Source organism: Chachezhania antarctica, assembly GCF_003646465.1.
Lineage (GTDB): Bacteria > Pseudomonadota > Alphaproteobacteria > Rhodobacterales > Rhodobacteraceae > Chachezhania > Chachezhania antarctica.
Map to the genome: position 1 here is coordinate 466,257 of NZ_QZEX01000001.1, position 22,481 is coordinate 488,737.

Genomic DNA, 22,481 nt, shown 5'->3' on the forward strand with positions numbered 1-22,481 from the left:
GAGCCTGCGGCTAGGGCAATAAGAACGGTCGCGGCAAACGAGAAGATCCGCCTATTATTCTGACCTGTCCAAGGTCGCCACGGAGATTGTGATCAAAGTATGAGCATCGATGTCGCGCTGAACCACCGCACCCGCTACCGTTACGACCGCCTTGTGAACATGGCGCCGCACATCATCCGGCTCAGGCCAGCACCGCACACCCGAACCAAGATTCTCAGCTACTCCCAGAAGATCTCTCCGGCCGATCATTTCGTGAACTGGCAGCAGGATCCGTTCTCGAACTATCTCTCGCGTTTGGTGTTTCACAGCAAATCCGATCATCTTGAGGTTGAAATCGACGTCGTCGCCCGGCTTGAGGCGATCAACCCGTTTGACTTCTTCATGGACGAATCCGCGCAAGAGGCCGATTTCACCTACGACAAGGATTCCGCCGCCGATCTTGCCGCCTATACCAAGCGGCCGGAAATGACGCCCAGATTCAAGGAGTTCGTCGCCGCCTCGCCCGCGCAGAAGGGCTCCACGATCGATTACATCGTGGCGCTGAACCAGTACGTTCAGGAGGCTGTCGGCTACATCGTACGGATGGAGCCGGGCGTGCAGACCCCGGAAGAAACCCTGACCCGCGCGCTGGGATCGTGCCGTGATTCGGGCTGGCTGCTGGTCGAGATGCTGCGCGAACTGGGCTACGCCGCGCGGTTCGTGTCGGGCTACCTGATCCAGCTGACCTCGGATGTGAAACCCATCGAAGGGCCGTCGGGCCCCGAAAAGGACTTCACCGACCTGCACGCCTGGTGCGAAGTCTACCTGCCGGGCGCCGGTTGGGTCGGCCTTGATCCGACCTCGGGGCTGTTCGCGGGCGAAGGCCATATTCCGCTGGCCTGCACGCCGATGCCCAGTTCCGCTGCCCCCATTTCAGGCGCCGTCGACCCGTGCGAGGTCGAATTTGACTTCGAAATGAGCGTTCAGCGTCTGGCCGAACCCCCCCGTTCGACCCGCCCGCTGGAGCCCGGCCACTGGACCAAGATCATGGCCGCGGGCCGCGCGGTGGATGCGATCCTGGACAAGAATGATGTCCGCCTGACCGTGGGGGGCGAGCCCACCTTCATCGCCGCCAATGACCGTGATGCCGATGAATGGACCATCGCCGCCGTTGGCCCGACGAAACGCGCCTATGCCGACCGCCTGATCCGCCGCTTCCGCCAGCGCTTCGCGCCAGGTGGCGTGCTGCAATACGGGCAGGGCAAATGGTATCCCGGCGAACAGCTGCCCCGCTGGTCGTTCGAACTGCACTGGCGCGGCGATGGCGCGCCCTTGTGGAACAACACCGACCTGATCGCGCTGGAGGCCGACCCGAATCGTCGCCCCGCCGACGAAAAGGACGCCGAGATCTTCACTCGCACCTTGTGCCACCGCCTGGGTGTGCCGGCGAACCACGCGATCCCGGCCTATGAAGACCCGGTCGAATTCTCCCTGCGGGAACAGAACCTGCCCACGAACTCGACCCCGGAGACCAACAAGATCTCCGACCCCGAGATGCGCCGCCGCCTTGTGCGCGTGTTCGAAAAGGGTCTGGAAAAGCCCGTGGCCTTCGTCCTGCCGCTGCAGCAGGCGCAATCGGAAGCCGCTCCGCTGCACTGGCTGTCGGAACTCTGGCAGACCCGGCGCGGACGCCTCTACCTGATCCCCGGCGACAGTACGGCGGGCCTCCGCCTGCCGCTGGAATCCCTGCCGACCCTTCCGCCCGGCGTCTCGGCGATCCAGGCCGAACGCGATACGTTTACCTATCGCGGGCCGCTGCCGCACCGTTATGGCGCGCCGCCGGAATTCCAGACGGGCGAGCAGGCCGAAGCACGCCGCGAGTTCCTCGAAGAACTGCAAAAATCCCGCGATACGGGTAAGAAACCCCCCAAGGTCGAGGAATTCCTGAACGAACCCGAAGCCCCGCCGGAAGTGCCCGACGGCCCGATGGGCGGTCATGTCCGCACCGCGCTGTCGGTCGAACCGCGCGATGGCATCCTGAACGTCTTCCTGCCGCCGCTCTATTCCGCCGAAGGCTATCTTGGCCTTCTGAACGCGATCGAGGACACGGCCACCGAAACTGGCCTTCAGGTTCATATCGAAGGCTACGCCCCGCCCAAGGATGCCCGCCTGAACGTGATCAAGGTCACGCCGGATCCCGGCGTGATCGAGGTCAACGTCCATCCTGCGTCGAACTGGACCGACCAGGTCCACATCATCGACGCGATCTATGAAGAGGCGCGCAATATCGGGCTCGATGCCTCCACCTTCCTGATCGACGGACGGGTGACCGGATCGGGCGGCGGCAACCACATCGTCATGGGCGGTACCACGCCGGGCGACAGCCCGTTCCTGCGCCGGCCGGACCTGCTCGCCTCGGTGATCCGGTTCTGGCAGAACCACCCGTCGCTCAGCTACCTCTTCTCCGGCCTCTTCGTCGGCCCCACCAGCCAGGCCCCGCGTCTGGACGAGGCGCGCCACGATTCGCTCTACGAGATGGAGCTTGCGCTCGAACAGCTGCCAGCGCCCCCCTCGGCACCTGCATGGCTCGTTGACCGCCTGTTCCGGAACCTGCTGGTCGACGTCACCGGCAACACCCACCGGGCCGAGATCTGCATCGACAAGCTCTACTCCCCCGACGGCCCCACAGGCCGGCTTGGCCTGATCGAATTCCGCGGGTTCGAAATGCCGCCCCATCCGCGCATGGCCTCGGCCCAGGCGTTGGTGCTGCGGGCCCTGATCGCGCGGTTCTGGGAGAAACCCTACACCGAACCCCTGATCCGCTGGGGCACGAAGCTGCACGACACCTACCTGTTGCCGCATTTCGTGTGGGAGGATTTCAAGTCGGTGCTGGCGGACCTGGAAGGCAATCTCGGGATCGAATTCGATGCCGACTGGTTCCAGGCCCAGCTCGCCTTCCGCTTCCCCATCGTGGGCGAGACGGAAGTGGCCGGCGCCCAGATCGAACTGCGTAACGCCATCGAACCGTGGCCCACGCTGGGCGAAGAAGGCTCCATCGGCGGCACGACACGCTTCGTCGACAGCTCTATGGAACGCCTGCAGCTGACGATTCGCGATCTGCCCGAAGGGCTGGTGCCCACGGCCAACGGGGTCGAGATCCCGCTGACCAAGGTCGATGACAACACCCATGTCGCGGGCATCAAGTTCCGCGCGTGGTGGCCCGCGCACTGCCTGCATCCGACGATCCCGCCGCATGCGCCCATCGTCATCGATCTGGTGGATCCGAAACTTGGCCGTTCGGTTGGCGGCTGCACCTACAAGGTGGCCCATAGCGGGGGACGGGCACATGAAACGCGCCCGGTGAACGAACTTGAAGCGGAAGGCCGCCGCCTTGCCCGCTTCGACCACAGCCATACGCCGGGTCCGCTGGCCATCCGCAAGGTCACAAGAAGCACGGAGTTCCCGATCACGCTGGACATGCGCCGCGCCTGAACAGGGCGGCGCGCGCCGGGGGCTTCTTCTCTTCCGAAATACTCCGGGGAAGCCCGCCCCCCGGGGCGGGCGCGGGGCAGAGCCCCGTCCGCGGTGGCCCGCGTTACTTTGTCAGGATCAGCTTTCCCGCGCGGGTGATGCGCAGGATGTAGGTCTGATCGCCCAGCTGGATATGCGCCAGCTTGCTGGGGCCGACGAGGTCCTCGGCATGGTGCACCGGGGGAACGGCGGCATCGGATTCGGTATGGTTCACGGTGGTCATCATGGTCATGGCTGATCTGCCTCTTCTCGTGCGCTCAAAACGTCGCAGAGCCACGGGACGCAATCCCATTCCCGGCCGTGTTGCCCCAGAAGATCCATCAGTGCGCGCAGATCCGGACAGATCGTCCGGTCCGCCCGCAAGGACGGAACACGTGCCAGGGTAGGGGAGACGGGGGCGTCGGATACCCGCATAACTGCTCTCCGAATGAATGCCGGGCTGCCCGAATGCCTGTGAGGCCAAGGGTGGCTAAGCGGATATCCAATTCCTGACTGAAAAGATCGGGTAAGTCAATCGCGCGGTTCGGCTTCATGCAAGGGTCCGTCCGCAAACCGTTTCTGTCGGGCAGACCCGCGGATCAGATGAACAGGAAGTCACCGTCGTTCAGCGTTGCAGGCCTCACGTCGTCCAGTTTCACGACAGCATCCTCCCCGAAGCGGAGCAGCGCGGTGCCGCTGCGGCCCGAGACCGCAACGTCACCCACGCCGGACAGCCCGACGAAGACAAGCTTGTCGGTCCCCGCCTTGAAGTCGGTGACGCGGTCGCGGCCCGCATCCCGTTCGAAGACGAACAGGTCCACCCCGCCGCCGCCGGTATAGATGTCATCGCCCTGACTGTCGGCCAGCCGATCGTCTCCGCGCCCGCCCTTCAGCCGGTCATTTCCCCAGGCGCCGTTCAGACGGTTGTCGCCCTTGTTGCCCGCGATCAGGTTGTCCTGCGAATTGCCAATGCCATCCAGATCACGTTTGCCCCGCAGGCGCAGATCCTCAAGATCCTGACCGTGGTCGCGCAGGGTGAACGAAACACGCGACCGCACCGTGTCGTGTCCCTCGCCGCCGCCTTCGAAGATCCTGTCGCCGATCTGGCCCACGACATAGACATCGTCGCCCATCCCGCCCGACATGCTGTCGTCGCCGCGTTGCCCGGCCAGCAGATCGTCCCCACCGCGACCGCGAATCGTATCGTCGCCCCGGCCGCCTTTCAGCCTGTTATTGCCGCCATTGCCGATCAGCGCGTTGTCCTGCGCATTGCCGAACCCGTTCAGGTTCCGGGACCCGCCCAGCATCAGCGTCTCGACATTCTGCCCCCCCTTGCGCAGCGAGAACGAAACCGAGGCGATGACGGTATCCTGCCCTTCGCCCGCCTGTTCGGCGGCGTGGTCGTTCCTGCGATCGACATGGTAGACATCGTTCCCCGTGCCGCCCGCCATCCGCGCGGCCACGCCGTCAGGTCCCAGAAGATCGTCGCGCTTGGTGCCGGGGCCCGGTGCGACCGGGGGCGTGGCGCGATGGGCTTCGATCAGGCTGTCCAGACCGGCCGAGGCAAGAAGCGCCTTCATCACCGGGGAATAGTGAAGCTCATCCGTGAACATGTGGGCGGATGTCAGGCCGACATTGCGTGCAATCGCATCGGGCGACACCAGCGATACGGCGGGATCTTCCGCCGCCAATTCGGCCTGCGCGGCCCGCACATTGTCCCATTGCGCGCGGTCTGCCCGGCCGGCTAGCTCGCCCGACAGTTTCACGACGGCGATCGGCATGTCCTGCGCTGGCTTAACTTCGTGGCCGAACCGGTCGAACAGCATGGACAGCATGATCTTGTAGGACGACGCATCGACCCAGTCGAACGTGTCGGCTTCTCCCTGAACCCATATCAGCCCGCGCAGGTCCCCGCCGGGAACCTTTTTCAGGGCGGCCGCAGTATCCTTGATCAATTGGCGTGGCAATTCCGACGGCGTCGCCCAGTCCGGGCCACCGTCGCGGGACAGCAGTTGGGCGCCGCCCACCGCAACCGTCACCAACTGATAGCCGCCGGCGCCGTATTTCGCGGTCAGCTTCGCCTCGAACGGCGCGCGGAGCCCCTTCGCATTGCTTTGCCCGGCCAGAATGTAGATCGGAGTGCCCATGAAACCGCCCTGAATCGTCGGCGCCGATCCTGCGGGCATCTTGGTTCACGCGGGCTTAAGATTCGGGGTGGCGTCTCATCAATTTTATCGGCTGAGTACCTTGGTCATCTCCCCGGTCAGCAACGAAAGCTGTTGCCGCCCGTACTCCGCGTTGGCGTGAAAGACATCATGGGCCACATGCTCGCCATCGCCCAGCAGCCGCTGGGAGCCGCGCATGAACGCCGCATCGGTCAGGAAACCGTCGCGGATCGTATCGAGCGGTCGGGGGACAAGGTGCACCCTGTCGAACTGCCCGGCATAGCGCGTCAACGCCTCGTCCAAAAGCTGCGCCAGCGCCGGGCCATCGCCGCGGGAATGGAGATGCTGAAGCGAGGCTGTGCCCTCTCCGGTGCTGTCCAGCGCATCGGCCGACGGGTGGGGCTGGGGAACGATAAGGATTGGCAAATCCGACGCTTCGCGGACCAGAGCGATCAACCGGTGCAGCGCCATATCTTCGGCCCGGGCGGCAAGGGCAGCCAAAGCGGCAGGGCGCGAGATCGGGGTCAGGTCGGCCGGGCGGCGCCGCGCATCGAGCTGCGCCGATACCGTTTCGGCCGATGGCCAGCCCGCAATGGTGTGGGGCCGCATCAGCAGCGCGGCGAAGCGGATCGCCAGCGTCATCCCCACCATGACCACTGTATCGCATGCGGCAAGGTCAAGCTCGCGGGCGAGTCCGGCACGGTCAAGGAAACGGATCAGGTCGGGGTCTTCTGCCACCAGCCTTGTGCCCTCGCGCCGCAGCCTGTCCGGGCCGGGGCCAGTCTGTACGAGACACGAAAGCTCAAGCCCTTCCGGCGCGGCGCTTTCCACCGCCTGGATCAGCATGCCGGCATGGGAATTGCCCAGAAGTCCGATCCGCATCAACCGCGTCCCGCAAAGGCGTCGAGCAAGGCATCCTCGCAAATCGCTATGGCGTCGTCTTCGTCCTGTCCCGGCAGGATCGCAGGGGCCGCGCCCGACATCTCGGGCAGCGTCAGCCCGTAGGCGGCGAAGAAGACCTTCATCACCTCTGCGACCGCGGAGGCGGTGACATCACGCAGGTTGCTTTTGTACCGGTCAGCGCCGAACGGCGTGCCGGCGATGATCTCGTAGGCCGGGAAGTAATCGACGCCCGTGTCTTCCGCCGCGATCTCCCCGGCGACGGCGCGAAGGACCGACTTCGAATAGGTCGTGGCCGACAGCACATGGCCGCCGCTGGCCGTGGCGGTCAGCGGCACCGGTGACACGGTCAGGATCACCTTCAGGTCGGGATTGTCGACGCGCATCAGGTCGATGGCGGCTTTCAGATCGGCCTTCACGTCCGAAAAGCCGAAATTCACGAACTGGTGGCGCGCGGGATCGAAACGGCCCGCGATGATTCCGGGCGGCGACGGGTAGGCATGGCCGCTGGTCGCATCGACCCATGCCTCGGTCAGGCCAAGGGTGAAGACGATAACCTGCGACCGCCGGAACAGCCGCCTTACCTGCCGCAGATGGGCCCGGCGGTGAAACAGCACCTCCTCGACGCTCGCCAGTCCTTCTGGTTCGACCCCGGGGCGCAGCGCATCGTACCGGCGCCCGTCCCGGTCCCACACCGCGTTCGCGTCGGTGCGATCGTCCATGCAATCTTCGATCATCAGCCGCAACTGCCGGGCGGTGTAGATGTTGCCATAACGGGCCGAGAACAGCCCGTACCCGAACCGCCGCGCAACGTCTGGCGTCATGCCGGGGGGCGCGGGTTCGACATCCATCACTTGCAGTTCGGACGCCTCAAGCCACGGCCGCACGTTCTGGGCAAAGCAACTGCCCGCCGTCGCCACTTTCGTTCCGGCGGGCAGGGGGAAGGCGGGGTCGTGAAGATCGGCCATGCGGAAATCCGCCGTCTCGCGGCAGGACTTCCAGAACGCCTTGGGGGGCAGGTTGGCATAGGGCATCGCAAGGGCTCCGACCGGAAGACAAGCGCTAGCATGGCAAGGGTAAAAGATCCACGCAGAGCGGAGAGTTGAGTTCATCCCCCAAACCCCTTATCTGAACCCGGTAACGCAGCACGCCACCCGTCGGGAGAGGACAATGACCAATCACCTTTACCAGCGGGATCTGCCGGACGGACTGGACCTTGGTCCCGTCGTGGCCATCGATTGCGAGACGATGGGCCTGAACCCGCACCGCGACCGGCTGTGCGTCGTGCAGCTGTCGGGCGGCGACGGCAACGCCCATGTCGTCCAGATCGCGAAGGGCCAGACCGAGGCGCCCAACCTTGCGCGCATGCTGGAAGACCCTGCTGTCCTGAAGCTGTTCCATTTCGGGCGGTTCGACATCGCGGCCATGTTCAACGCCTTCGGCGCGCTGGCGGCCCCGGTCTATTGCACCAAGATCGCCAGCCGCATGGTCCGCACCTATACCGACCGGCACGGGCTGAAGGCGATCACGCAGGAATTGCTGGGCGTCGACATCTCGAAGCACCAGCAGATGAGCGACTGGGGCGCCGAGACGCTGACCGATGCGCAGCTGGATTACGCGGCGTCCGATGTGCTGCACCTTCACCGGCTGCGCGAGGTGCTCGACCGTCGGCTGGCGCGCGAAGGGCGGACGGAACTGGCACAGTCCTGCTTCGATTTCCTGCCCACACGCGCGCGGCTGGATCTGGAAGGCTGGCCCGACATCGACATCTTTGCCCACTCATGACGCAATCGCGCCGGGCATCACGCGGCGCGCGCGCCAGCGACGCCTGACGGCCATGCGGGGCATGGATCGCCATTCCCGCGTCGTCGCCATCCTGAAGGTGGTGCTGCCGCTGACCGCGCTGGGCCTGATGTCGACGGTCTTCCTGCTGTCGCGGTCCGTCGATCCGACAACGGCCATCCCCTTCGCCCAGGACGAGATCGACCAGCGCACTGCCGAACAGCAGGTCACCGCGCCCGTCTACACCGGCGCCACGCGGGACGGTGACGAAATCTCGGTTTCGGCGGCCCGTGCCCGGCCTGCCCTGCCGGGATTGCCGGCACAGGCCGAGGATCTGGATGCCAGGATCCGCTTTTCCACCGGCGGCTGGGTGACGCTGAAGGCCCCGAAAGGGCAGATGCCCGATGATAGCGAAGAGGCGGTGTTCACCGGTGGCGTCCAGATCGACAGCTCCTCCGGCTATGCGCTGCGGACGCAGGAACTGCGCGCCCGGCTCGACGGGCTGGCGCTGCGTTCGGGCGGGCCTGTCGAAGGGTTCGGGCCGGCCGGACACCTGACCGCCGGGCAAATGACGATCACGCGGGACGTGGCAGGGGGCGACGCAACCGCAACAGGAACCGCAACCGGAGAGCCTGCGGCCCCACGTCTTCGTTTTACTGGCGGGGTTCGGCTGATATATGATCCCGGAATTGCCCAGGGACAAGGTGGCGATGATAATGAAGACCAATAATGACCGCGCCCGTTCCGGGCGGTGGGATTCCGGCCTTGTGGCCCTGTGCCTGAGCTTGTGCCTGTGTCTCTCGCCGGTGGCTGCAACCGCCCAGTCCATGGCATTCGGGTCGGCGCCCACGACGCAGGACCAGCCGGTCGACATCACGGCCGACACACTCGACATCGACCAGAACACCGGTCGAGCCGTGTTCAGCGGTAACGTGCTGGTGATCCAGGGCGACATGCGCTTGTCGGCGAAAGAGGTCGAGGTCACCTATTCCGAAGCCCGCAGCGAGATCGAACGGGTCGAGGCGACGGGCGACGTCGTCCTTGTCAGCGGGCCGGACGAAGCTGAATCGCAAAAGGCGGTCTATACGCCGGAAAGCGGGATGGTGACGATGACGGGAGACGTGCTTTTGACCCAGGGCCAGAACGCCGTGACCTCGCAGGAAATGACCGTCGATCTGGTGAAGGGCACCGCGCAGCTGAGCGGCCGTGTCCGGACGATCCTGAACCCCCAGCAAGAACGATGAAGGACGGTCCCGCTCTGAAAGTCCAGGACGGCTCGGCCGGTCTGCGCATCGAGAAGCTGCGCAAGAGCTATCGCCGCCGTGTCGTCATCCGCGACGTCTCCATCGCGTTGAACCGGGGAGAGGTCGTGGCGCTTCTGGGTCCGAACGGGTCCGGCAAGACAACGCTGTTCTATTCCATCGCGGGGCTCGTCTTCCCCGAAGCAGGCACCGTCCATCTGGACGGGCGCGACGTGACCACGCTGCCGATGTACCGCCGCGCACGGCTGGGAATCGGCTACCTGCCGCAGGAAATGTCGATCTTTCGCGGCCTGTCCGTCGAAGACAACATCTCGGCCGTGCTCGATATCCACATCAGCAGTCGCCAGAAACGCAGCGTGCGACTGGAAGAGCTGCTTTCGGACTTTTCCATCGAACACCTGCGCCGGGTGCCCGCGCTGGCGCTGTCGGGCGGGGAGCGGCGGCGGGTCGAAATCGCGCGCTCGCTGGCCGCCGATCCCAGTTACCTGCTGCTGGATGAACCTTTCGCCGGGGTCGATCCGATCTCGGTCGGGGATATCCGGCACCTTGTCGCCGATCTGAAAACCCGGGGAATCGGTGTGCTGATCACCGATCACAACGTGCGCGAAACGCTCGAGATCGTGGACCGCGCCTATATTCTGCACGACGGGCACGTCCTGATGTCCGGCACGCCGGGCGAAGTGATCGAGAACGAGAACGTCCGGCGTGTATATCTTGGCGATAACTTCCGCATGAGTTGATCGTTCGGTCAGCGGAATCGGCAGCAATCGTCAGCCATCCGGTTACCAAGCGTCCGCTTTTCATTGACAGAACACCGGTGTCTCGCCTCAAATAGGGCCATGGCGACACGTCTTACAGATGCAATCCCGGGCCAGATCATCGAATCGATGCACTGGCTTGGCTATGCAGGACGCGCGCCCCTTCCGTTCGCCTGACCCGGATCCTGGGCCGCGATTTCGCGGTCTCCGTGTCTCGTGCGAACCCAGCTCGTGGAGTGAACATGCGCTACACAATCGCCGGCCATCAGATCGACATCGGCTCAGCCCTGCAGACCCATACCGAGACGGAAATAGAGGCCGTGGTGACAAAGTACGCCACGCAAGCCACTGACGCCAATGTGATCTATTCGAAATCGGGGCACGAATTCGCCTGCGAAACGACCCTCCACCTGTCGTCCGGGCTACGGGCGCAGGCCAGGGGCCAGGCCGGTGAAATCTATGCCGCTTTCGATGCATGTAGTGAAAAACTCGATAAACAGCTACGCAGATACAAACGTCGTCTCAAAGATCATCACAGATCACGGTCCGAGCCGGTTGAACTTACCGGCGTGTCCTCATATATCCTCGCCGCAGAAGCGCAGGGGGATGCTGAAGAGCCCGAAAGCCTGCAGCCGATCATTGTGGCTGAAATGGAGACGAAGATCCCGTCCCTTTCGGTGGGCGAAGCGGTCATGCAGATGGAGCTGGCCGGTGCGCCCGTTCTCGTATTCAGAAACGAGGGCAAGGACGAGTTGAACGTGGTCTACCGCCGTGACGATGGCAATATCGGCTGGATCGACCCGTAAGCGACGCATGCGAGGTCGGGACCCGTTCGCGGGTTCCCGGATCAGGAGACTGTTACGATGACTCTGTCCGGTATTTTGCCGCCCAAGGCGGTGAAGGTGCTTTCTGCGCCCTCGAGCAAGAAGCGCCTTCTCCATGACATCGCCGACCTTGCCGCCGGCATCTACGACCTGCCGGCGCGGGGGGTTCTGGACGCCCTGATCGAACGCGAAGGCCTTGGCCCCACCGGTGTGGGCCATGGCGTTGCCCTGCCACATGCCCGGATTCCCGAGCTCGACCGCGTGGTCGGGCTTTTCGTGATGCTGGAAAAGCCCATCGACTACGACGCGGTGGACCGTCAGCCCGTCGACATCACCTTTTCGCTGTTCGCGCCGATGGAGGCCGGGGTCATGCACCTGAAGGCGCTGGCGCTGGTGTCGCGCACGCTGCGCAACGCCGATCTGTGCAACAAGCTGCGCGCCAACCCCGATCCGGCGAAGCTGCACGCGATCCTGACCGAGGCCCAGGCCGACAAGGCCGCCTGACGGCCTATCCCGGGAAGAATTCGAACATCGCGGCCGACACGTCGTCTTCCAGCCCTTCAAGGCTGCTGTCCATGAGCGTGAAGAGACTGGCGTAAAGCTCGTCCAGGAAGGCACGACCGGGGTGGATCTGCTGGCAGGCCCGGACAATGTCCAGCAATCCCGAATCGTCCAGATACTTGCCGCCGTGCACCCGGCATTCGGTGAAGCCGTCGGAATAGGCCAGCAGCCTGTCCCCCGGCGCCATGTCGAATTCGGTCGAGACATAGTGGGCATCCGGCATCAGCCCGATGGGCAGGCTGCCGTCGCCGATGAATTCGGCCGACCCGTCGGCGTGGATCAGCAGCGGATGCGGATGGCCCGCGCGCACCATGCGCACCTTGCCCGTGGTCAGGTCCACCGTGGCGTAGACCATCGTGAAATACTCCTCGATCCCCTTGTCGGCGACGATCCGGGCGTTCAGCTGTGCGGCCACGTCCTCGGGCGGGCGCAGCGTGAAGCGGCCATCGGCCTGCCGTTCCATTGCGACGTTCTGATCGTGGAAGCTGCTGGAAAGGTACCCGCCCAGCCGGGCCGTCATCATGGCCGACGTGATGCCGTGCCCCGACACGTCGATGCTGAAGAACCCCACCTGATCGTCCTGCGGGGAAAACATGCCGACAAGATCGCCGCCGATATGCCCGCAGGGCTTCAGCAGCAGATCCACCCGCGACCGCCCGAACATGGCCGTGCTTTCCGGGACAAGCGATTCCTGGATCGTCTTGGCCTGGATCAGGTCGCGGTCAATGGAATCGTAGAAGCACTGCAGCTTGCGCAGCGCTTCCGTCAGCATGGTGTTTTTCTTCGTCAGTTCGCGGTGCATCGACAGGATGCGTTCACCGGCCGAGATCCGGGCGCGCAATTCATCCGCGTTCACGGGTTTGGTCAGGAAATCGTCGGCCCCGGCGTCCAGCCCTTCGGCGACTTCGTCCTTCTCGCTCTTGGACGTCAGGAGGATGAAATAGCCGAATTCGGGCAGATCGCGGAACTTGCGACAGAATTCCAGCCCGTTCATGCCCGGCATCATCCAGTCGCTGATCGCCAGATCGGGCATGTCAGCGGCACAGATCGCCAGCGCGTCGTCACCATTGTCAGCCTCCACCACGCTCATGCCCAGTTTGGTCAGGTGGCTGGCCAGGATGCGGCGCTGTAACCGGCTGTCATCGACGATCACCACCCGCTTGATGGCACCGCAATTGCCCGAAGGCTGTGCCTTCAGAAACGGTGCTAGGCCGTCGACGATGGATTGTGTCACGCGTGCATGTCCCTTGCAGGCCCTTCAGCCCGTCGCGCAGACCCTGCCTGAAAACGGTTAAGGCACCGTGAAATGCCGGATCCCGCTTTGCTTCGACCGCGGGGCTTAATCCGGGGTTAAATCCGGTCTGTCATGATGTCGGACGTAATGGATGCGGACCGGTTCCGCAGGATCGCGACAGTGGGCGCGCGTAACTCCCACAGGAGGGAGATGGTTTTCGATGATCGATTGGTCCCGGGTCGACGAACTCCGCAATGAAGTCTGCGCTTCGGATTTCACCGAGGTCGTCGACCTGTTCCTCGAAGAAGTGTCAGACGCAATCGAAATCCTGCCTCGCGCCGCGGCGCAGGGGGAGCTGGAGCAGGCCATGCATTTCCTCAAGGGCAGCTCGGCCAGCCTTGGCTTCAGAAGCTTCTCCGTCAAGTGCCGCAACGGGGAGAAGATGGCCGCGGAAGGCCGCGCATCGGACATCGACCTGGCGGAGCTGGCAATCGAATTCCAGAGATCGAAGGCGGCCTTCCTGAACGGGCTGGGAAAGTAGGTCCGCGCGCGTCAGGCCACCAGATCGCGTTCTTCGACGAAATAGCCGTAGATCGTCGTCATGATGCTGAGATTGATCATGAACATCAGCCATCCCGCCACAAGCTGCAGGATCAGTCCAAGGACCGTATCGCCCATGATTGCGCCGGGCAGGTTCAGAAGGAAGCTGAGGATTCCCACAGTAACGGTTAGGAATACCGGTCCGAAACCGGCTGACTGGGTCGCTTCCCATGCCTCGCCGAATGTCATTTTCCGACCCACCGCCGCGGCGGGAAGCGTCGGGCAGAGGCGGTAAAATGCGCAGAAGCATGCCAGTGTCCCAAGGATCGTGAGCGCCGCCAGCAGCAGACCGCCGCCCTGCACCATGACGTGAAACCCGGTGCTGAGGAGTACCAGGAAGAGAAAAAGTGGCAGCAAAATCAGTAAGAAGCCAAGTGCTAGGCCGCGACCCAGATAGCTGGCCATGCACGAACCATGCCAGCGAGGAAGAATTCCGGCCGGTTGCTCTTCCATCAGGACAAAGCGGTGCCAACCCACGGCCACCCACAATCCGGCAACAATTAAGACCGTCAGGAACAACAGGTATCCGATTGTGGTTGCGCCCGTTACGGGGACAGGGGGATAGGAAGCGCCGGTGAGGGGAACGAGAAAAAGCATGAGAATGGCCGCGCCAAGAGCGACGGCCCCGATGAAAGGCACAATCGACAGCCGCAGCGCAGGCCCGATATTGCGAAAGACCATCCCAAGAGCATGCACGAAAAGCTTCCAGATCATCGGATCAACCTTGTACCATTGTGACGGTACACGCCTAACACGAGCGTCGTCGTGCAGCCAGATCAGGCAAGCCACCTTGCCCAGCCCGGGGAAACCTAGTATCCGCGCGCGCACCGTCTGAATGGAGCTCCGCCGATGTCCGCACCCAAGAAAGTCGTCCTTGCCTATTCCGGCGGGCTCGATACCTCGATCATCCTGAAATGGCTGGAGACGGAGTACGGCTGCGAAGTCGTGACCTTCACCGCCGACCTGGGCCAGGGCGAGGAGCTGGAACCGGCCCGCGCCAAGGCCGAGATGATGGGCGTGAAGGAGATCTACATCGAAGACGTGCGCGAGGAATTCGTGCGCGATTTCGTCTTCCCGATGTTCCGCGCCAACGCGGTCTACGAAGGGCTCTACCTGCTGGGCACGTCCATCGCGCGGCCGCTGATTTCCAAGCGGCTGGTCGAGATCGCGGAAGAAACCGGCGCCGATGCAATTGCACACGGTGCGACGGGCAAGGGCAACGATCAGGTCCGCTTCGAACTGGCCGCCTATGCGCTGAACCCCGCGATCAAGGTGATCGCGCCCTGGCGGATCTGGGACCTGACCAGCCGGACGCGGCTTCTGGAATTCGCCGAACAGCACCAGATCCCCATTGCCAAGGACAAGCGTGGCGAGGCGCCGTTTTCGGTCGATGCGAACCTGCTGCACACGTCGTCGGAAGGCCGCGTGCTGGAAGATCCCGCCGTCGAGGCGCCGGAATACGTCTACCAGCGCACCGAAGACCCGCTGAACGCGCCGGACACGCCGGAATTTGTCGAGATCACGTTCGAGAAGGGCGACGCGGTTGCCATCGACGGCACCGAGATGAGCCCGGCCACGATCCTGACCCAGCTGAACGAACTGGGCCGCAAGCACGGTGTTGGCCGGCTGGATTTCGTGGAAAACCGCTTCGTCGGCATGAAATCCCGCGGCATCTACGAAACGCCGGGCGGAGAGATCCTGCTGGAGGCCCATCGCGGGATCGAGCAGATCACGCTGGATTCCGGCGCCGGGCACCTGAAGGATTCGATCATGCCGCGCTATGCGGAGCTGATCTACAACGGCTTCTGGTTCTCGCCCGAACGCGAGATGCTGCAGGCCCTGATCGACAAGAGCCAGGAGCATGTCACCGGCACGGTGAAGCTGATGCTCTACAAGGGCTCGGCCCGGACGGTGGCGCGCTGGTCGGATCATTCGCTCTATTCCGAGGCACACGTGACCTTCGAGGAGGATGCAGGTGCCTATGATCAGAAGGATGCGGCCGGCTTCATCCAGCTGAACGCGCTGCGCCTGAAGCTTCTGGCGATGCGCAACAAGCGGGTCGGCGGCAAGTAACGCCTTAAGGGCCGGACCGCGCCCGATCCCGGCCCGCCCACCCACCCGAACGGGTGAAATCCCTGCGGGCTTTCACCCTCGCCGGGATCGGGCGCGGTCCGGCGCTGCATTTCCGACCGTCGCGGCGGCCGCTTCCCTACTGGCCGCTGATCCGGGTCGCGAGGGTTCGCACCGGACGGTCGACGACCAGGGCGATCACAACGCCCAGCGGCCAACCGATCAGGAACCCCTTGCCCCAGGATATCATCCAGTGCTCGGTCATGCCGAGGTGCAGGAAACTGAAGAACCCTGCAAAGATGAACGACATGACAGCGGACATAAGCGCCGCCATGGCAAGGTCGAACTTGAGATCCTTGGACACTTGTACCTCCTTGAACCAACGCCACAGGTGGCGCGTTTTACCAATCAATGAAATACGTTAGCGGAGATCCCGCTGCACGCACTGCAAAATGGACCGATGCGCAAGGGGTTGCCAACCCGAAAGTCGCCGCCATGGGCGGCTCCGTGCGCAATTGCCCGGGCGATGGGCGGTTCGAGCTGTCCGGGGCCGATCCCGTCCAGTCTTCGGGCCTTGGGCCGCCCCCATTGACAAAGGCTACGCCAAGAAAAAAGCCCCGCACGGCGATCCGTGCGGGGCTTCGTGTGAATGATCGTTCCTGAAAGAACGGGTCTTAGTTCACCGCGTTCTGATCGACGCTGGCTTCGACGACATTGTTGTCGGCAGTGTCCGACGCGATGGCGACGCGGCGCGGTTTCAGCGCCTCGGGCACTTCGCGCTTCAGGTCGATATGCAGCATGCCGTCCGAATGGCTGGCGCCGGTCACGTAGACGTGGTCGGCCAGCGCAAAGCGGCGTTCGAAGGCACGGGTGGCGATGCCGCGGTGCAGGAACTTGCGCTCTTCGGTCTCGTCGGCCTTTCGGGCCGCCACGACCAGTGCGTTCTCCTTCACTTCGACCGAAAGATCCTCGGCCGAGAACCCGGCAACGGCGACCGAAATCCGGTAGGCGTCGTCCGCGGTCTTTTCGATGTTGTACGGGGGGTAGGTGGGCTGCTGAGCCTCACTGCTCATCACGCGGTCCATCATGTCTGCGATCTGGTCGAAACCGACGGTGGCGCGGTGCAGCGGTGCAAAGTCAAACGTACGCATATGTATCATCCTCATCTCGTGAGCGATTATCATGTGCCCTCCATCCGGACGGGCGGTTCTTCAGCAGGACCCAGATGTGGCGCCCTGCTGGTCAGGATGTGGGAATGTCTCCGCGGCCTGTCAAGACATGTGCACGCGAGAAATGCGACCCTGCGCCGTCAGGCGGCGTGGGCCGCCAGGGCTGCGGGTTTCGGCCCCCCGGTGGCCCAGTCGAGAAGCTCAACCGTATGCACCACCGGCACGCCGCTGCCCGATCCGATCTGGATCATGCAGCCGATATTGCCCGCCGCGATGATCTGCGGGTCGGTGGCCTTTAGCGTTTCGATCTTGCGCGCCTTCAACTGCGCGGAGATCTCGGGCTGCATCAGGTTGTACGTCCCGGCGGACCCGCAGCACAGGTGCGGGTCGGCGGGTTCCACCACCTGGAACCCGGCGGTCTTCAGCAGGTCCTTCGGCGCGAACTTCACCTTCTGCCCGTGCTGCAAGGAACAGGCGGCATGATAGGCGACGCGCGTACCGGCTGCGGGGTTCGTCATGTCCTCGGGCAGGCCGATCCGCGTCAACAGTTCGGACACATCGACCGCCAGCCCGGCCACGCGGGCGGCATCTTCGGCCAGTTCGTGGTGCGCGAACATATGCCCGTAATCCTTCACCGTCGTCCCGCAGCCCGAGGTATTGATCACGATGGCATCGAGCCCCTCGCCATCCATCTCCGCCGTCCAGGCGCGGATGTTGTGCGCGGCGGTCGCGTGGGCATCGGACGAACGGCCCATGTGATGGGTCAGCGCCCCGCAGCAGCCGGCGCCCTTGGCCACGATAACCTCGCAGCCCAGCCGGGTCAGCAGGCGTATCGTGGCGTCGTTGATATCGGTGTTCAGAGCCCGCTGCGCACATCCCGTCATCAGGGCGACGCGGAGTTTCTTCGGCGCTGTGGGGGCAAAGCTTTGCGGATCGTCATTGCGGCTGACCGGAGGCAGCCGCTTCGGCGCCATGTCCAGCATCGCGCGCAGGCGTGCATCCGGCACCAGCCCCCGGAACGGTCGCGCGACCCGCGCGCCCAGAAGCGCCAGCCGGAACCGCGTCGGATAGGGCAGGATCTGCGCCAGCACCCAGCGCAGCGCGCGGTCGGTGAAGGGCCGCTTGTAGCGTTCCTCGATATAGGCGCGCGCATGGTCGACCAGATGCATGTAATGCACGCCCGACGGGCAGGTCGTCATGCAGGCCAGGCACGACAGGCAGCGGTCGATATGCTTGACGGTCTTCGGATCGGGATCGCGCTCGTTCTCCAGCATGTCCTTGATCAGGTAGATCCGACCGCGCGGGCTGTCGAGCTCGTCTCCCAGCACCTGGTAGGTGGGGCAGGTGGCGGTGCAGAACCCGCAATGTACGCAGGCCCGCAGGATCTGGTTGGCGCGGGCGGTGCCGGGATTGGCCAGCTGGCTGTCGGTGAAATTCGTCTGCATGTGGCCTCTCAGGCGGCCCGGGCCATCAGGCCGGGATTGAACAGTCCCTTCGGATCGAACCGCGCCCGCAGGCCGGCGGTCAGGGCCGCGACAGGGGCGGGCTCAGACTGAAACGTGCCAAGCTGCGCGCGCGTCTCGGGCGCGGCGCGGACGAGTGTCGCATGGCCCCCGAAATCGCCCAGCCGGGTCCGCAGATCGGTGCCCTTTGGCATCAGCACCCAGATCAGCCCGCCGCCCCAGTCGAAGATCAGCCCGCTGGCCCCGGCCTTTTCGGCCAGTGCCGGGGCGTCGGACGGCTTGCACGACACCCGCCAGACATCGCCGGCCGCTTCGTGAAACGGCTTCACGTCGCGAATCGCCGCCCAGTCGGCCGCGGTGTCGAGCGCCACATGCGCCGCGCCGAAGCCCTCCAGCAAGGCCTGCAGCCGCCCCGTCCGGTAGCGCACCTGCTCCTCGAACCCTTCCACGCGGATCATGGTCACCGGCGCGCCATCCGGCCCCTCAGGCAGATGGGCCGCCCCCGTCACCTCGAACGGAGATCCCAGCGTCCGCGACATCGCCGCCACCGCGCGTTCGGTCGACAACCCGGTCAGTACGACACTGCCCTGCGCGGCGGGTGCTGGCAGGACCTTAAGCGCCACTTCCGTCAGCACGCCAAGGCTGCCCCAGCTTCCCGCCGTCAGCTTGACCAGATCATAGCCGGTCACGTTTTTCATCACGCGCCCGCCATTGCGGATCACGGTCCCGGTCCCGTCGACGAACCGAACGCCCAGTGCGAAATCCCGCGCCGCGCCCGCCTGTATCCGCCGGGGGCCGGAGACATTGGCCGCGATCACCCCGCCGATCGTCGGCGCGCCAACGGTCCCCAGAAGCCCGCGATGATCCATCGGCTCGAACGCCAGTCGCTGGCCCTCGGCCGCCAGCGCCGTCTCGACCTCCGCCACCGCAGTCCCCGCCTGCACTACCAGCGTCAGCGCGCCGGGCTCGTAAAGCGTGATCCCCGACAAGCCGCCGGTCTCGATCACCTCGCCGGTCTCGGGCCGCACACCCCGCGTGCCGCCCCCGACAATCGCCAAGGGCCCTTGGGCCGTCGCCACCGCTTCTGCAAGCTCTGCCTCAGTTCCCGGTCGCACCGGCCATCCCCTTCTTCTTTCCGGAAATACTCGCGGGGGGCACGGGGGGCCGCCAGCCCCCCGCCTGTGCCCTCACGCCGCCACGTCCCGTTGCCGCCGCGCGCCTGACGCATCCAGCGGGAAGACCTTCGCCGGGTTCAGAAGCCACGCCGGATCGAACACGTCCTTCACCGCCATCTGCGCCTCCAGATCCGCGTCGCCATATTGCACCCGCATCAGATCGCGCTTTTCCACGCCCACGCCATGTTCGCCCGTCAGGCAACCGCCGACCTCGACGCACAGCTTCAGGATCTCGGCGCCGAAGGCCTCGCAGATCTCAAGCTGGCCCGGCGTATTGGCATCGAACAGGATCAGCGGATGCATGTTCCCGTCGCCGGCATGGAAGACGTTCGCCACCTTCAGCCCGAACTCCTCCGACATCTCGCCCATGCGCCGCAGCACCTCGGGAAGGGCTGACACCGGGATCGTCCCGTCGAGGCACATGTAATCGTTCAGCACGCCCATCGCCCCGAAGGCGCTCTTGCGTCCCAGCCAGATCCGCGCGGCATCGTCGGCATCCCGCGCCTCGCGCAGTTCCACCGGATCGTGCCGCCGGGCGATCTCCAGGATCGTCTCAAGCTGCGCCGCGATCTCGGGGTCGGAGCCTTCGACCTCCACGATCAGCAGCGCCTCGCAAAGCGGATAACCCGCCTTGGCGAAATCCTCGCACGCCTCGATACAGAGCTTGTCCATGAACTCGATCGCCACCGGCAGCACGCCCGACCGGATGATGTCGGCCACGCAGGCGCCGGCGGCTTCGCTGCTGTCGAACCCCATCAGAACAGGCCGCGCGCCTTCGGGCTTGTGCAGGATGCGCAAGGTGGCTTCCGTCACCACGCCCAGTTGCCCTTCCGACCCGCAGACGACGCCCAGAAGATCCAGGCCGCCGGCATCCAGATGCGCGCCGCCAAGTTCCACCACGGTGCCGTCCATCAGCACCATTTTCACGCCCATCAGGTTATTCGTGGTGACACCATATTTCAGGCAATGCGCCCCGCCCGAGTTCATCGCCACGTTGCCCGCGATTGCGCAGGCCAGCTGGCTGGACGGGTCCGGGGCGTAGAAGAAGCCTTCCGCCTCGACCGCGCCGGTGACGGACAGGTTCGTGCGCCCCGTCTGCACCCGGATGAACCGGTTTTCATAGTCGGTTTCCAGAACGTCGCTCATCCGCGCCACGCCCAGGATCACGCTGTCGGCCGTGGGCAAGGCCCCGCCCGCAAGCGACGTGCCCGATCCGCGCGGGACAACCGGAACACCTTCCTGATGGCATATCTTCAGCACCGCCGCGACCTCCTCGGTCGAGCCGGGCAGGACGGCCAGCATCGGCGGGCATGCATAGGCGGTCAGCGCGTCGCATTCGTAGACCTTCGCCTCGGCCGGGTCCGAGATCACGGCCTCCGCCGGCAGGACTTCGGACAGGCGGTCGCGCAGGCGGTCCTTCTTCGCAAGGATCGACGGATCAGGCTGCGGCATCTGCATGTGGCACCTCCATCGCCGGGCGGTCGCTGACCGACCCTTTCGAACATCCAGCCTAGCGCCTTTCGATCCGTCAAGAAACCTGTTCCGGCCGGGGCAGGGTAACAGCACCCAACGAAGTGTTTACCTCCGGGACCTCCTGCGCCGGGTAAGGTCCGCAGCATGAGACTTGTTGCAACCCTGTGCCTCGGCTTCATCGCCGGGCAGGCCGCCGCCGATCCGGCTGTGATCGAGAACGTGGAGGCCGTGCAAAGCGGCGCCACCTGGCGGTTCGACGTCACCTTGCGCCACGGCGACACGGGCGCACATTATGTCGATGCGTTCCGTGTTCTGGACACGGACGGCAACGTCCTGGGCACGCGGGTCCTGTTGCATTCGCACGAGAATGAACAACCCTTCACGCGGTCGCTAATGGGCGTTGCGTTGCCTGAAGGAACTGATGTCGTGCAGGTGGAAAGCCGGGACACGACGACCGGCTGGTCAGGAAATCTGCAGGACGTTCAGCTGACGCCAGACGGCTAGGCCGCAACGCGCCACAACCAGTCTGCGCCGGTCAGGCCCGGTGATAGGGGCTTCCCGAAAGAATCGTCGCCGCACGGTAAAGCTGTTCGGCCAGCATCACGCGGACCAGCATATGCGGCCAGACCATGGTGCCGAAGGACAGCATCAGGTCGGCCTCGCCCCGCAATCCCGGGTCCAGCCCGTCGGCGCCGCCGATCATCAGGGTCACGTCACCGCGCCCGTCATCGCGCCAGTGCGCAAGGTGGTCGGCGAATTTTTCTGATCGAAGGGTCTTGCCGCGTTCGTCCAGCAGCAGCGTCACCGCGCCGTCGGGGCGGGCCTTGCGCAGCAGGTCGGCCTCGGCCGTCATGCCGGCGTTCTTCTTGTCCTCGACCTCCACCACCCGCGCCGGGCCAAGGCCCAGGGCGCGGCCGGTGCGGTCGAAACGGGTCAGGTAATCATCGACAAGCGTCTTTTCGGGGCCTGCGCGCAGGCGCCCGACCGCGCAGATCGTGATGCGCATACCAGCATCCAATCAGGCCTCGAAGGACCCCGGAAAGGTCAGTGTCTTCAGACGTTCGCCGCGGAGGCGTCGCCGGGAAGCCACATCTTTTCGAGCTGGTAGAACTCGCGCACTTCGGGACGGAATACATGAACGATCACGTCGCCGGTATCGATCAGCACCCAGTCACCGGTCTCCTTGCCTTCCATGCGGGCGGAACGCCCGTATTCGGACTTGAGCCGGTCGATGAGCTTTTCGGCCATGGCAGAGACCTGGCGCGACGAACGCCCCGTGGCCACGACCATGTAGTCGCCGATGGCAGATTTGCCGCGCAGATCAATCTGCACGATGTCTTCCGCCTTGTCATCGTCAAGAGAATTCAGGATTCGATCCAGGAGCGCTTCGCTCGTCAGATCGGTGTGGGCCATCAGGCCGGCCCGCTCGTCGGCAACCATGACCGCGTCAGCGTGGGTTGACAGGACATCGTCCTCCATTGGTTCACGCCGTGAAACCGCGGCGCTCGGGTATCGCAAAAATAGCAATCTATCGGCAAAGTTTCAATGACGCTGGC

Annotated in this window: 23 protein-coding genes; 10 read left to right on the forward strand and 13 right to left on the reverse strand. The window is 64.6% G+C overall.

The features are described 5' to 3' along the window. The first annotated feature begins 99 nt into the window (after positions 1 to 99). Positions 100 to 3,471, forward strand: coding sequence for a transglutaminase family protein (locus tag D4754_RS02230; protein WP_121061185.1), 3,372 nt, complete (start codon positions 100 to 102; stop codon positions 3,469 to 3,471). Between the two features lie 103 nt (positions 3,472 to 3,574). Here D4754_RS02230 and hemP read toward each other — a convergent pair whose 3' ends face one another. The 4 genes from hemP to D4754_RS02250 all read right to left on the reverse strand — a co-directional run bounded on the left by hemP (position 3,575) and on the right by D4754_RS02250 (position 7,588). Next, the gene (hemP, locus tag D4754_RS02235) at positions 3,575 to 3,733 is read right to left on the reverse strand and encodes a hemin uptake protein HemP (RefSeq protein WP_420837190.1); all 159 of its coding nucleotides are present in this window, start codon (positions 3,731 to 3,733) and stop codon (positions 3,575 to 3,577) included. Between the two features lie 355 nt (positions 3,734 to 4,088). Continuing rightward, entirely contained in the window at positions 4,089 to 5,636 is a 1,548-nt protein-coding gene (locus tag D4754_RS02240) for a sialate O-acetylesterase (protein WP_163025748.1), read from the reverse strand. An 84-nt stretch (positions 5,637 to 5,720) separates the two neighbouring features. Then, positions 5,721 to 6,536: a hypothetical protein gene (locus D4754_RS02245; protein ID WP_121061191.1), complete on the reverse strand. Its 816-nt coding sequence runs from the start codon at positions 6,534 to 6,536 to the stop codon at positions 5,721 to 5,723. Further along, positions 6,536 to 7,588, reverse strand: a complete 1,053-nt coding sequence (locus tag D4754_RS02250) for a GSCFA domain-containing protein (protein ID WP_163025749.1) — start codon at positions 7,586 to 7,588, stop codon at positions 6,536 to 6,538. Before D4754_RS02250 ends, D4754_RS02245 begins: the two co-directional genes overlap by 1 nt. Positions 7,589 to 7,724: 136 nt before the next feature. Between D4754_RS02250 and D4754_RS02255 the strand changes: the two genes are divergently transcribed. The 6 genes from D4754_RS02255 (at position 7,725) to D4754_RS02280 (ending at position 11,684) form a co-directional block, all read left to right on the forward strand. Further along, complete coding sequence (locus D4754_RS02255; protein WP_121061195.1) at positions 7,725 to 8,339, forward strand: ribonuclease D; 615 nt, start codon at positions 7,725 to 7,727, stop codon at positions 8,337 to 8,339. 61 nt (positions 8,340 to 8,400) lie between these two features. Further along, entirely contained in the window at positions 8,401 to 9,066 is a 666-nt protein-coding gene (locus D4754_RS02260) for a hypothetical protein (protein WP_163025750.1), read from the forward strand. Next, positions 9,053 to 9,580 carry a lipopolysaccharide transport periplasmic protein LptA gene (lptA, locus tag D4754_RS02265; RefSeq protein ID WP_240453720.1) on the forward strand — a complete coding sequence of 176 codons (528 nt, stop codon included), beginning with the start codon at positions 9,053 to 9,055 and terminating at the stop codon, positions 9,578 to 9,580. Before D4754_RS02260 ends, lptA begins: the two co-directional genes overlap by 14 nt. Further along, positions 9,577 to 10,338, forward strand: a complete 762-nt coding sequence (gene lptB, locus D4754_RS02270; RefSeq protein WP_121061201.1) for an LPS export ABC transporter ATP-binding protein — start codon at positions 9,577 to 9,579, stop codon at positions 10,336 to 10,338. The genes lptA and lptB overlap by 4 nt, the downstream gene beginning before the upstream one ends. A 260-nt stretch (positions 10,339 to 10,598) precedes the next feature. Then, positions 10,599 to 11,162, forward strand: coding sequence for a ribosome hibernation-promoting factor, HPF/YfiA family (hpf, locus tag D4754_RS02275; protein WP_121061203.1), 564 nt, complete (start codon positions 10,599 to 10,601; stop codon positions 11,160 to 11,162). Between the two features lie 57 nt (positions 11,163 to 11,219). Beyond that, positions 11,220 to 11,684, forward strand: a complete 465-nt coding sequence (locus D4754_RS02280) for a PTS sugar transporter subunit IIA (protein ID WP_121061205.1) — start codon at positions 11,220 to 11,222, stop codon at positions 11,682 to 11,684. A gap of 4 nt (positions 11,685 to 11,688) precedes the next feature. Here D4754_RS02280 and D4754_RS02285 read toward each other — a convergent pair whose 3' ends face one another. Next, positions 11,689 to 12,939: a PP2C family protein-serine/threonine phosphatase gene (locus D4754_RS02285; protein ID WP_240453741.1), complete on the reverse strand. Its 1,251-nt coding sequence runs from the start codon at positions 12,937 to 12,939 to the stop codon at positions 11,689 to 11,691. Between the two features lie 256 nt (positions 12,940 to 13,195). Between D4754_RS02285 and D4754_RS02290 the strand changes: the two genes are divergently transcribed. Beyond that, positions 13,196 to 13,516 carry an Hpt domain-containing protein gene (locus tag D4754_RS02290; RefSeq protein WP_121061207.1) on the forward strand — a complete coding sequence of 107 codons (321 nt, stop codon included), beginning with the start codon at positions 13,196 to 13,198 and terminating at the stop codon, positions 13,514 to 13,516. 11 nt (positions 13,517 to 13,527) lie between these two features. Here D4754_RS02290 and D4754_RS02295 read toward each other — a convergent pair whose 3' ends face one another. Then, complete coding sequence (locus D4754_RS02295) at positions 13,528 to 14,289, reverse strand: hypothetical protein (protein WP_121061209.1); 762 nt, start codon at positions 14,287 to 14,289, stop codon at positions 13,528 to 13,530. A gap of 135 nt (positions 14,290 to 14,424) precedes the next feature. Here D4754_RS02295 and D4754_RS02300 point away from each other — a divergent pair, with 135 nt between their 5' ends. Next, entirely contained in the window at positions 14,425 to 15,648 is a 1,224-nt protein-coding gene (locus tag D4754_RS02300) for an argininosuccinate synthase (RefSeq protein ID WP_121061211.1), read from the forward strand. Positions 15,649 to 15,784: 136 nt separating this feature from the next. Here D4754_RS02300 and D4754_RS02305 read toward each other — a convergent pair whose 3' ends face one another. From D4754_RS02305 to D4754_RS02325, 5 genes are all read right to left on the reverse strand, one after another. Further along, entirely contained in the window at positions 15,785 to 16,009 is a 225-nt protein-coding gene (locus D4754_RS02305) for a DUF2798 domain-containing protein (RefSeq protein WP_121061212.1), read from the reverse strand. Between the two features lie 310 nt (positions 16,010 to 16,319). Next, entirely contained in the window at positions 16,320 to 16,796 is a 477-nt protein-coding gene (locus tag D4754_RS02310) for an Hsp20 family protein (RefSeq protein WP_121061214.1), read from the reverse strand. A gap of 158 nt (positions 16,797 to 16,954) precedes the next feature. Next, positions 16,955 to 18,259, reverse strand: a complete 1,305-nt coding sequence (gene glcF / locus D4754_RS02315) for a glycolate oxidase subunit GlcF (protein WP_121061216.1) — start codon at positions 18,257 to 18,259, stop codon at positions 16,955 to 16,957. A gap of 8 nt (positions 18,260 to 18,267) precedes the next feature. After that, a complete protein-coding gene (locus D4754_RS02320) occupies positions 18,268 to 19,392 on the reverse strand; it encodes an FAD-binding protein (protein ID WP_121061218.1) in 1,125 nt (374 codons plus the stop codon). Positions 19,393 to 19,464: 72 nt separating this feature from the next. Beyond that, entirely contained in the window at positions 19,465 to 20,910 is a 1,446-nt protein-coding gene (locus D4754_RS02325; RefSeq protein WP_121061220.1) for an FAD-linked oxidase C-terminal domain-containing protein, read from the reverse strand. 159 nt (positions 20,911 to 21,069) lie between these two features. Between D4754_RS02325 and D4754_RS02330 the strand changes: the two genes are divergently transcribed. Further along, positions 21,070 to 21,429, forward strand: coding sequence for a hypothetical protein (locus D4754_RS02330; RefSeq protein ID WP_121061222.1), 360 nt, complete (start codon positions 21,070 to 21,072; stop codon positions 21,427 to 21,429). 31 nt (positions 21,430 to 21,460) lie between these two features. On the opposite strand, the gene rlmH is transcribed toward D4754_RS02330, so the two are convergent. Both rlmH and rsfS read right to left on the reverse strand, forming a co-directional pair. Next, the gene (gene rlmH / locus D4754_RS02335) at positions 21,461 to 21,931 is read right to left on the reverse strand and encodes a 23S rRNA (pseudouridine(1915)-N(3))-methyltransferase RlmH (protein ID WP_121061224.1); all 471 of its coding nucleotides are present in this window, start codon (positions 21,929 to 21,931) and stop codon (positions 21,461 to 21,463) included. Between the two features lie 47 nt (positions 21,932 to 21,978). Next, a complete protein-coding gene (gene rsfS, locus D4754_RS02340; protein ID WP_121061226.1) occupies positions 21,979 to 22,404 on the reverse strand; it encodes a ribosome silencing factor in 426 nt (141 codons plus the stop codon). Positions 22,405 to 22,481 lie beyond the last annotated feature (77 nt).

What these genes read in the sequence shown, in the direction of transcription:
- lptA (WP_240453720.1), top strand. Translation starts at nt 9,053, where the DNA reads ATGAAGACCAATAATGACCGCGCCCGTTCCGGGCGGTGGGATTCCGGC.
- D4754_RS02280 (WP_121061205.1), top strand. Translation starts at nt 11,220, where the DNA reads ATGACTCTGTCCGGTATTTTGCCGCCCAAGGCGGTGAAGGTGCTTTCT.
- lptB (WP_121061201.1), top strand. Translation starts at nt 9,577, where the DNA reads ATGAAGGACGGTCCCGCTCTGAAAGTCCAGGACGGCTCGGCCGGTCTG.
- D4754_RS02250 (WP_163025749.1), bottom strand. Translation starts at nt 7,588, where the DNA reads ATGCCCTATGCCAACCTGCCCCCCAAGGCGTTCTGGAAGTCCTGCCGC.
- D4754_RS02325 (WP_121061220.1), bottom strand. Translation starts at nt 20,910, where the DNA reads ATGCAGATGCCGCAGCCTGATCCGTCGATCCTTGCGAAGAAGGACCGC.
- D4754_RS02330 (WP_121061222.1), top strand. Translation starts at nt 21,070, where the DNA reads ATGAGACTTGTTGCAACCCTGTGCCTCGGCTTCATCGCCGGGCAGGCC.
- D4754_RS02310 (WP_121061214.1), bottom strand. Translation starts at nt 16,796, where the DNA reads ATGCGTACGTTTGACTTTGCACCGCTGCACCGCGCCACCGTCGGTTTC.
- D4754_RS02255 (WP_121061195.1), top strand. Translation starts at nt 7,725, where the DNA reads ATGACCAATCACCTTTACCAGCGGGATCTGCCGGACGGACTGGACCTT.
- D4754_RS02240 (WP_163025748.1), bottom strand. Translation starts at nt 5,636, where the DNA reads ATGGGCACTCCGATCTACATTCTGGCCGGGCAAAGCAATGCGAAGGGG.
- hemP (WP_420837190.1), bottom strand. Translation starts at nt 3,733, where the DNA reads ATGACCACCGTGAACCATACCGAATCCGATGCCGCCGTTCCCCCGGTG.
- glcF (WP_121061216.1), bottom strand. Translation starts at nt 18,259, where the DNA reads ATGCAGACGAATTTCACCGACAGCCAGCTGGCCAATCCCGGCACCGCC.
- rlmH (WP_121061224.1), bottom strand. Translation starts at nt 21,931, where the DNA reads ATGCGCATCACGATCTGCGCGGTCGGGCGCCTGCGCGCAGGCCCCGAA.
- D4754_RS02300 (WP_121061211.1), top strand. Translation starts at nt 14,425, where the DNA reads ATGTCCGCACCCAAGAAAGTCGTCCTTGCCTATTCCGGCGGGCTCGAT.
- D4754_RS02230 (WP_121061185.1), top strand. Translation starts at nt 100, where the DNA reads ATGAGCATCGATGTCGCGCTGAACCACCGCACCCGCTACCGTTACGAC.
- D4754_RS02290 (WP_121061207.1), top strand. Translation starts at nt 13,196, where the DNA reads ATGATCGATTGGTCCCGGGTCGACGAACTCCGCAATGAAGTCTGCGCT.
- D4754_RS02245 (WP_121061191.1), bottom strand. Translation starts at nt 6,536, where the DNA reads ATGCGGATCGGACTTCTGGGCAATTCCCATGCCGGCATGCTGATCCAG.
- D4754_RS02260 (WP_163025750.1), top strand. Translation starts at nt 8,401, where the DNA reads ATGGATCGCCATTCCCGCGTCGTCGCCATCCTGAAGGTGGTGCTGCCG.
- hpf (WP_121061203.1), top strand. Translation starts at nt 10,599, where the DNA reads ATGCGCTACACAATCGCCGGCCATCAGATCGACATCGGCTCAGCCCTG.
- rsfS (WP_121061226.1), bottom strand. Translation starts at nt 22,404, where the DNA reads ATGGAGGACGATGTCCTGTCAACCCACGCTGACGCGGTCATGGTTGCC.
- D4754_RS02295 (WP_121061209.1), bottom strand. Translation starts at nt 14,289, where the DNA reads ATGATCTGGAAGCTTTTCGTGCATGCTCTTGGGATGGTCTTTCGCAAT.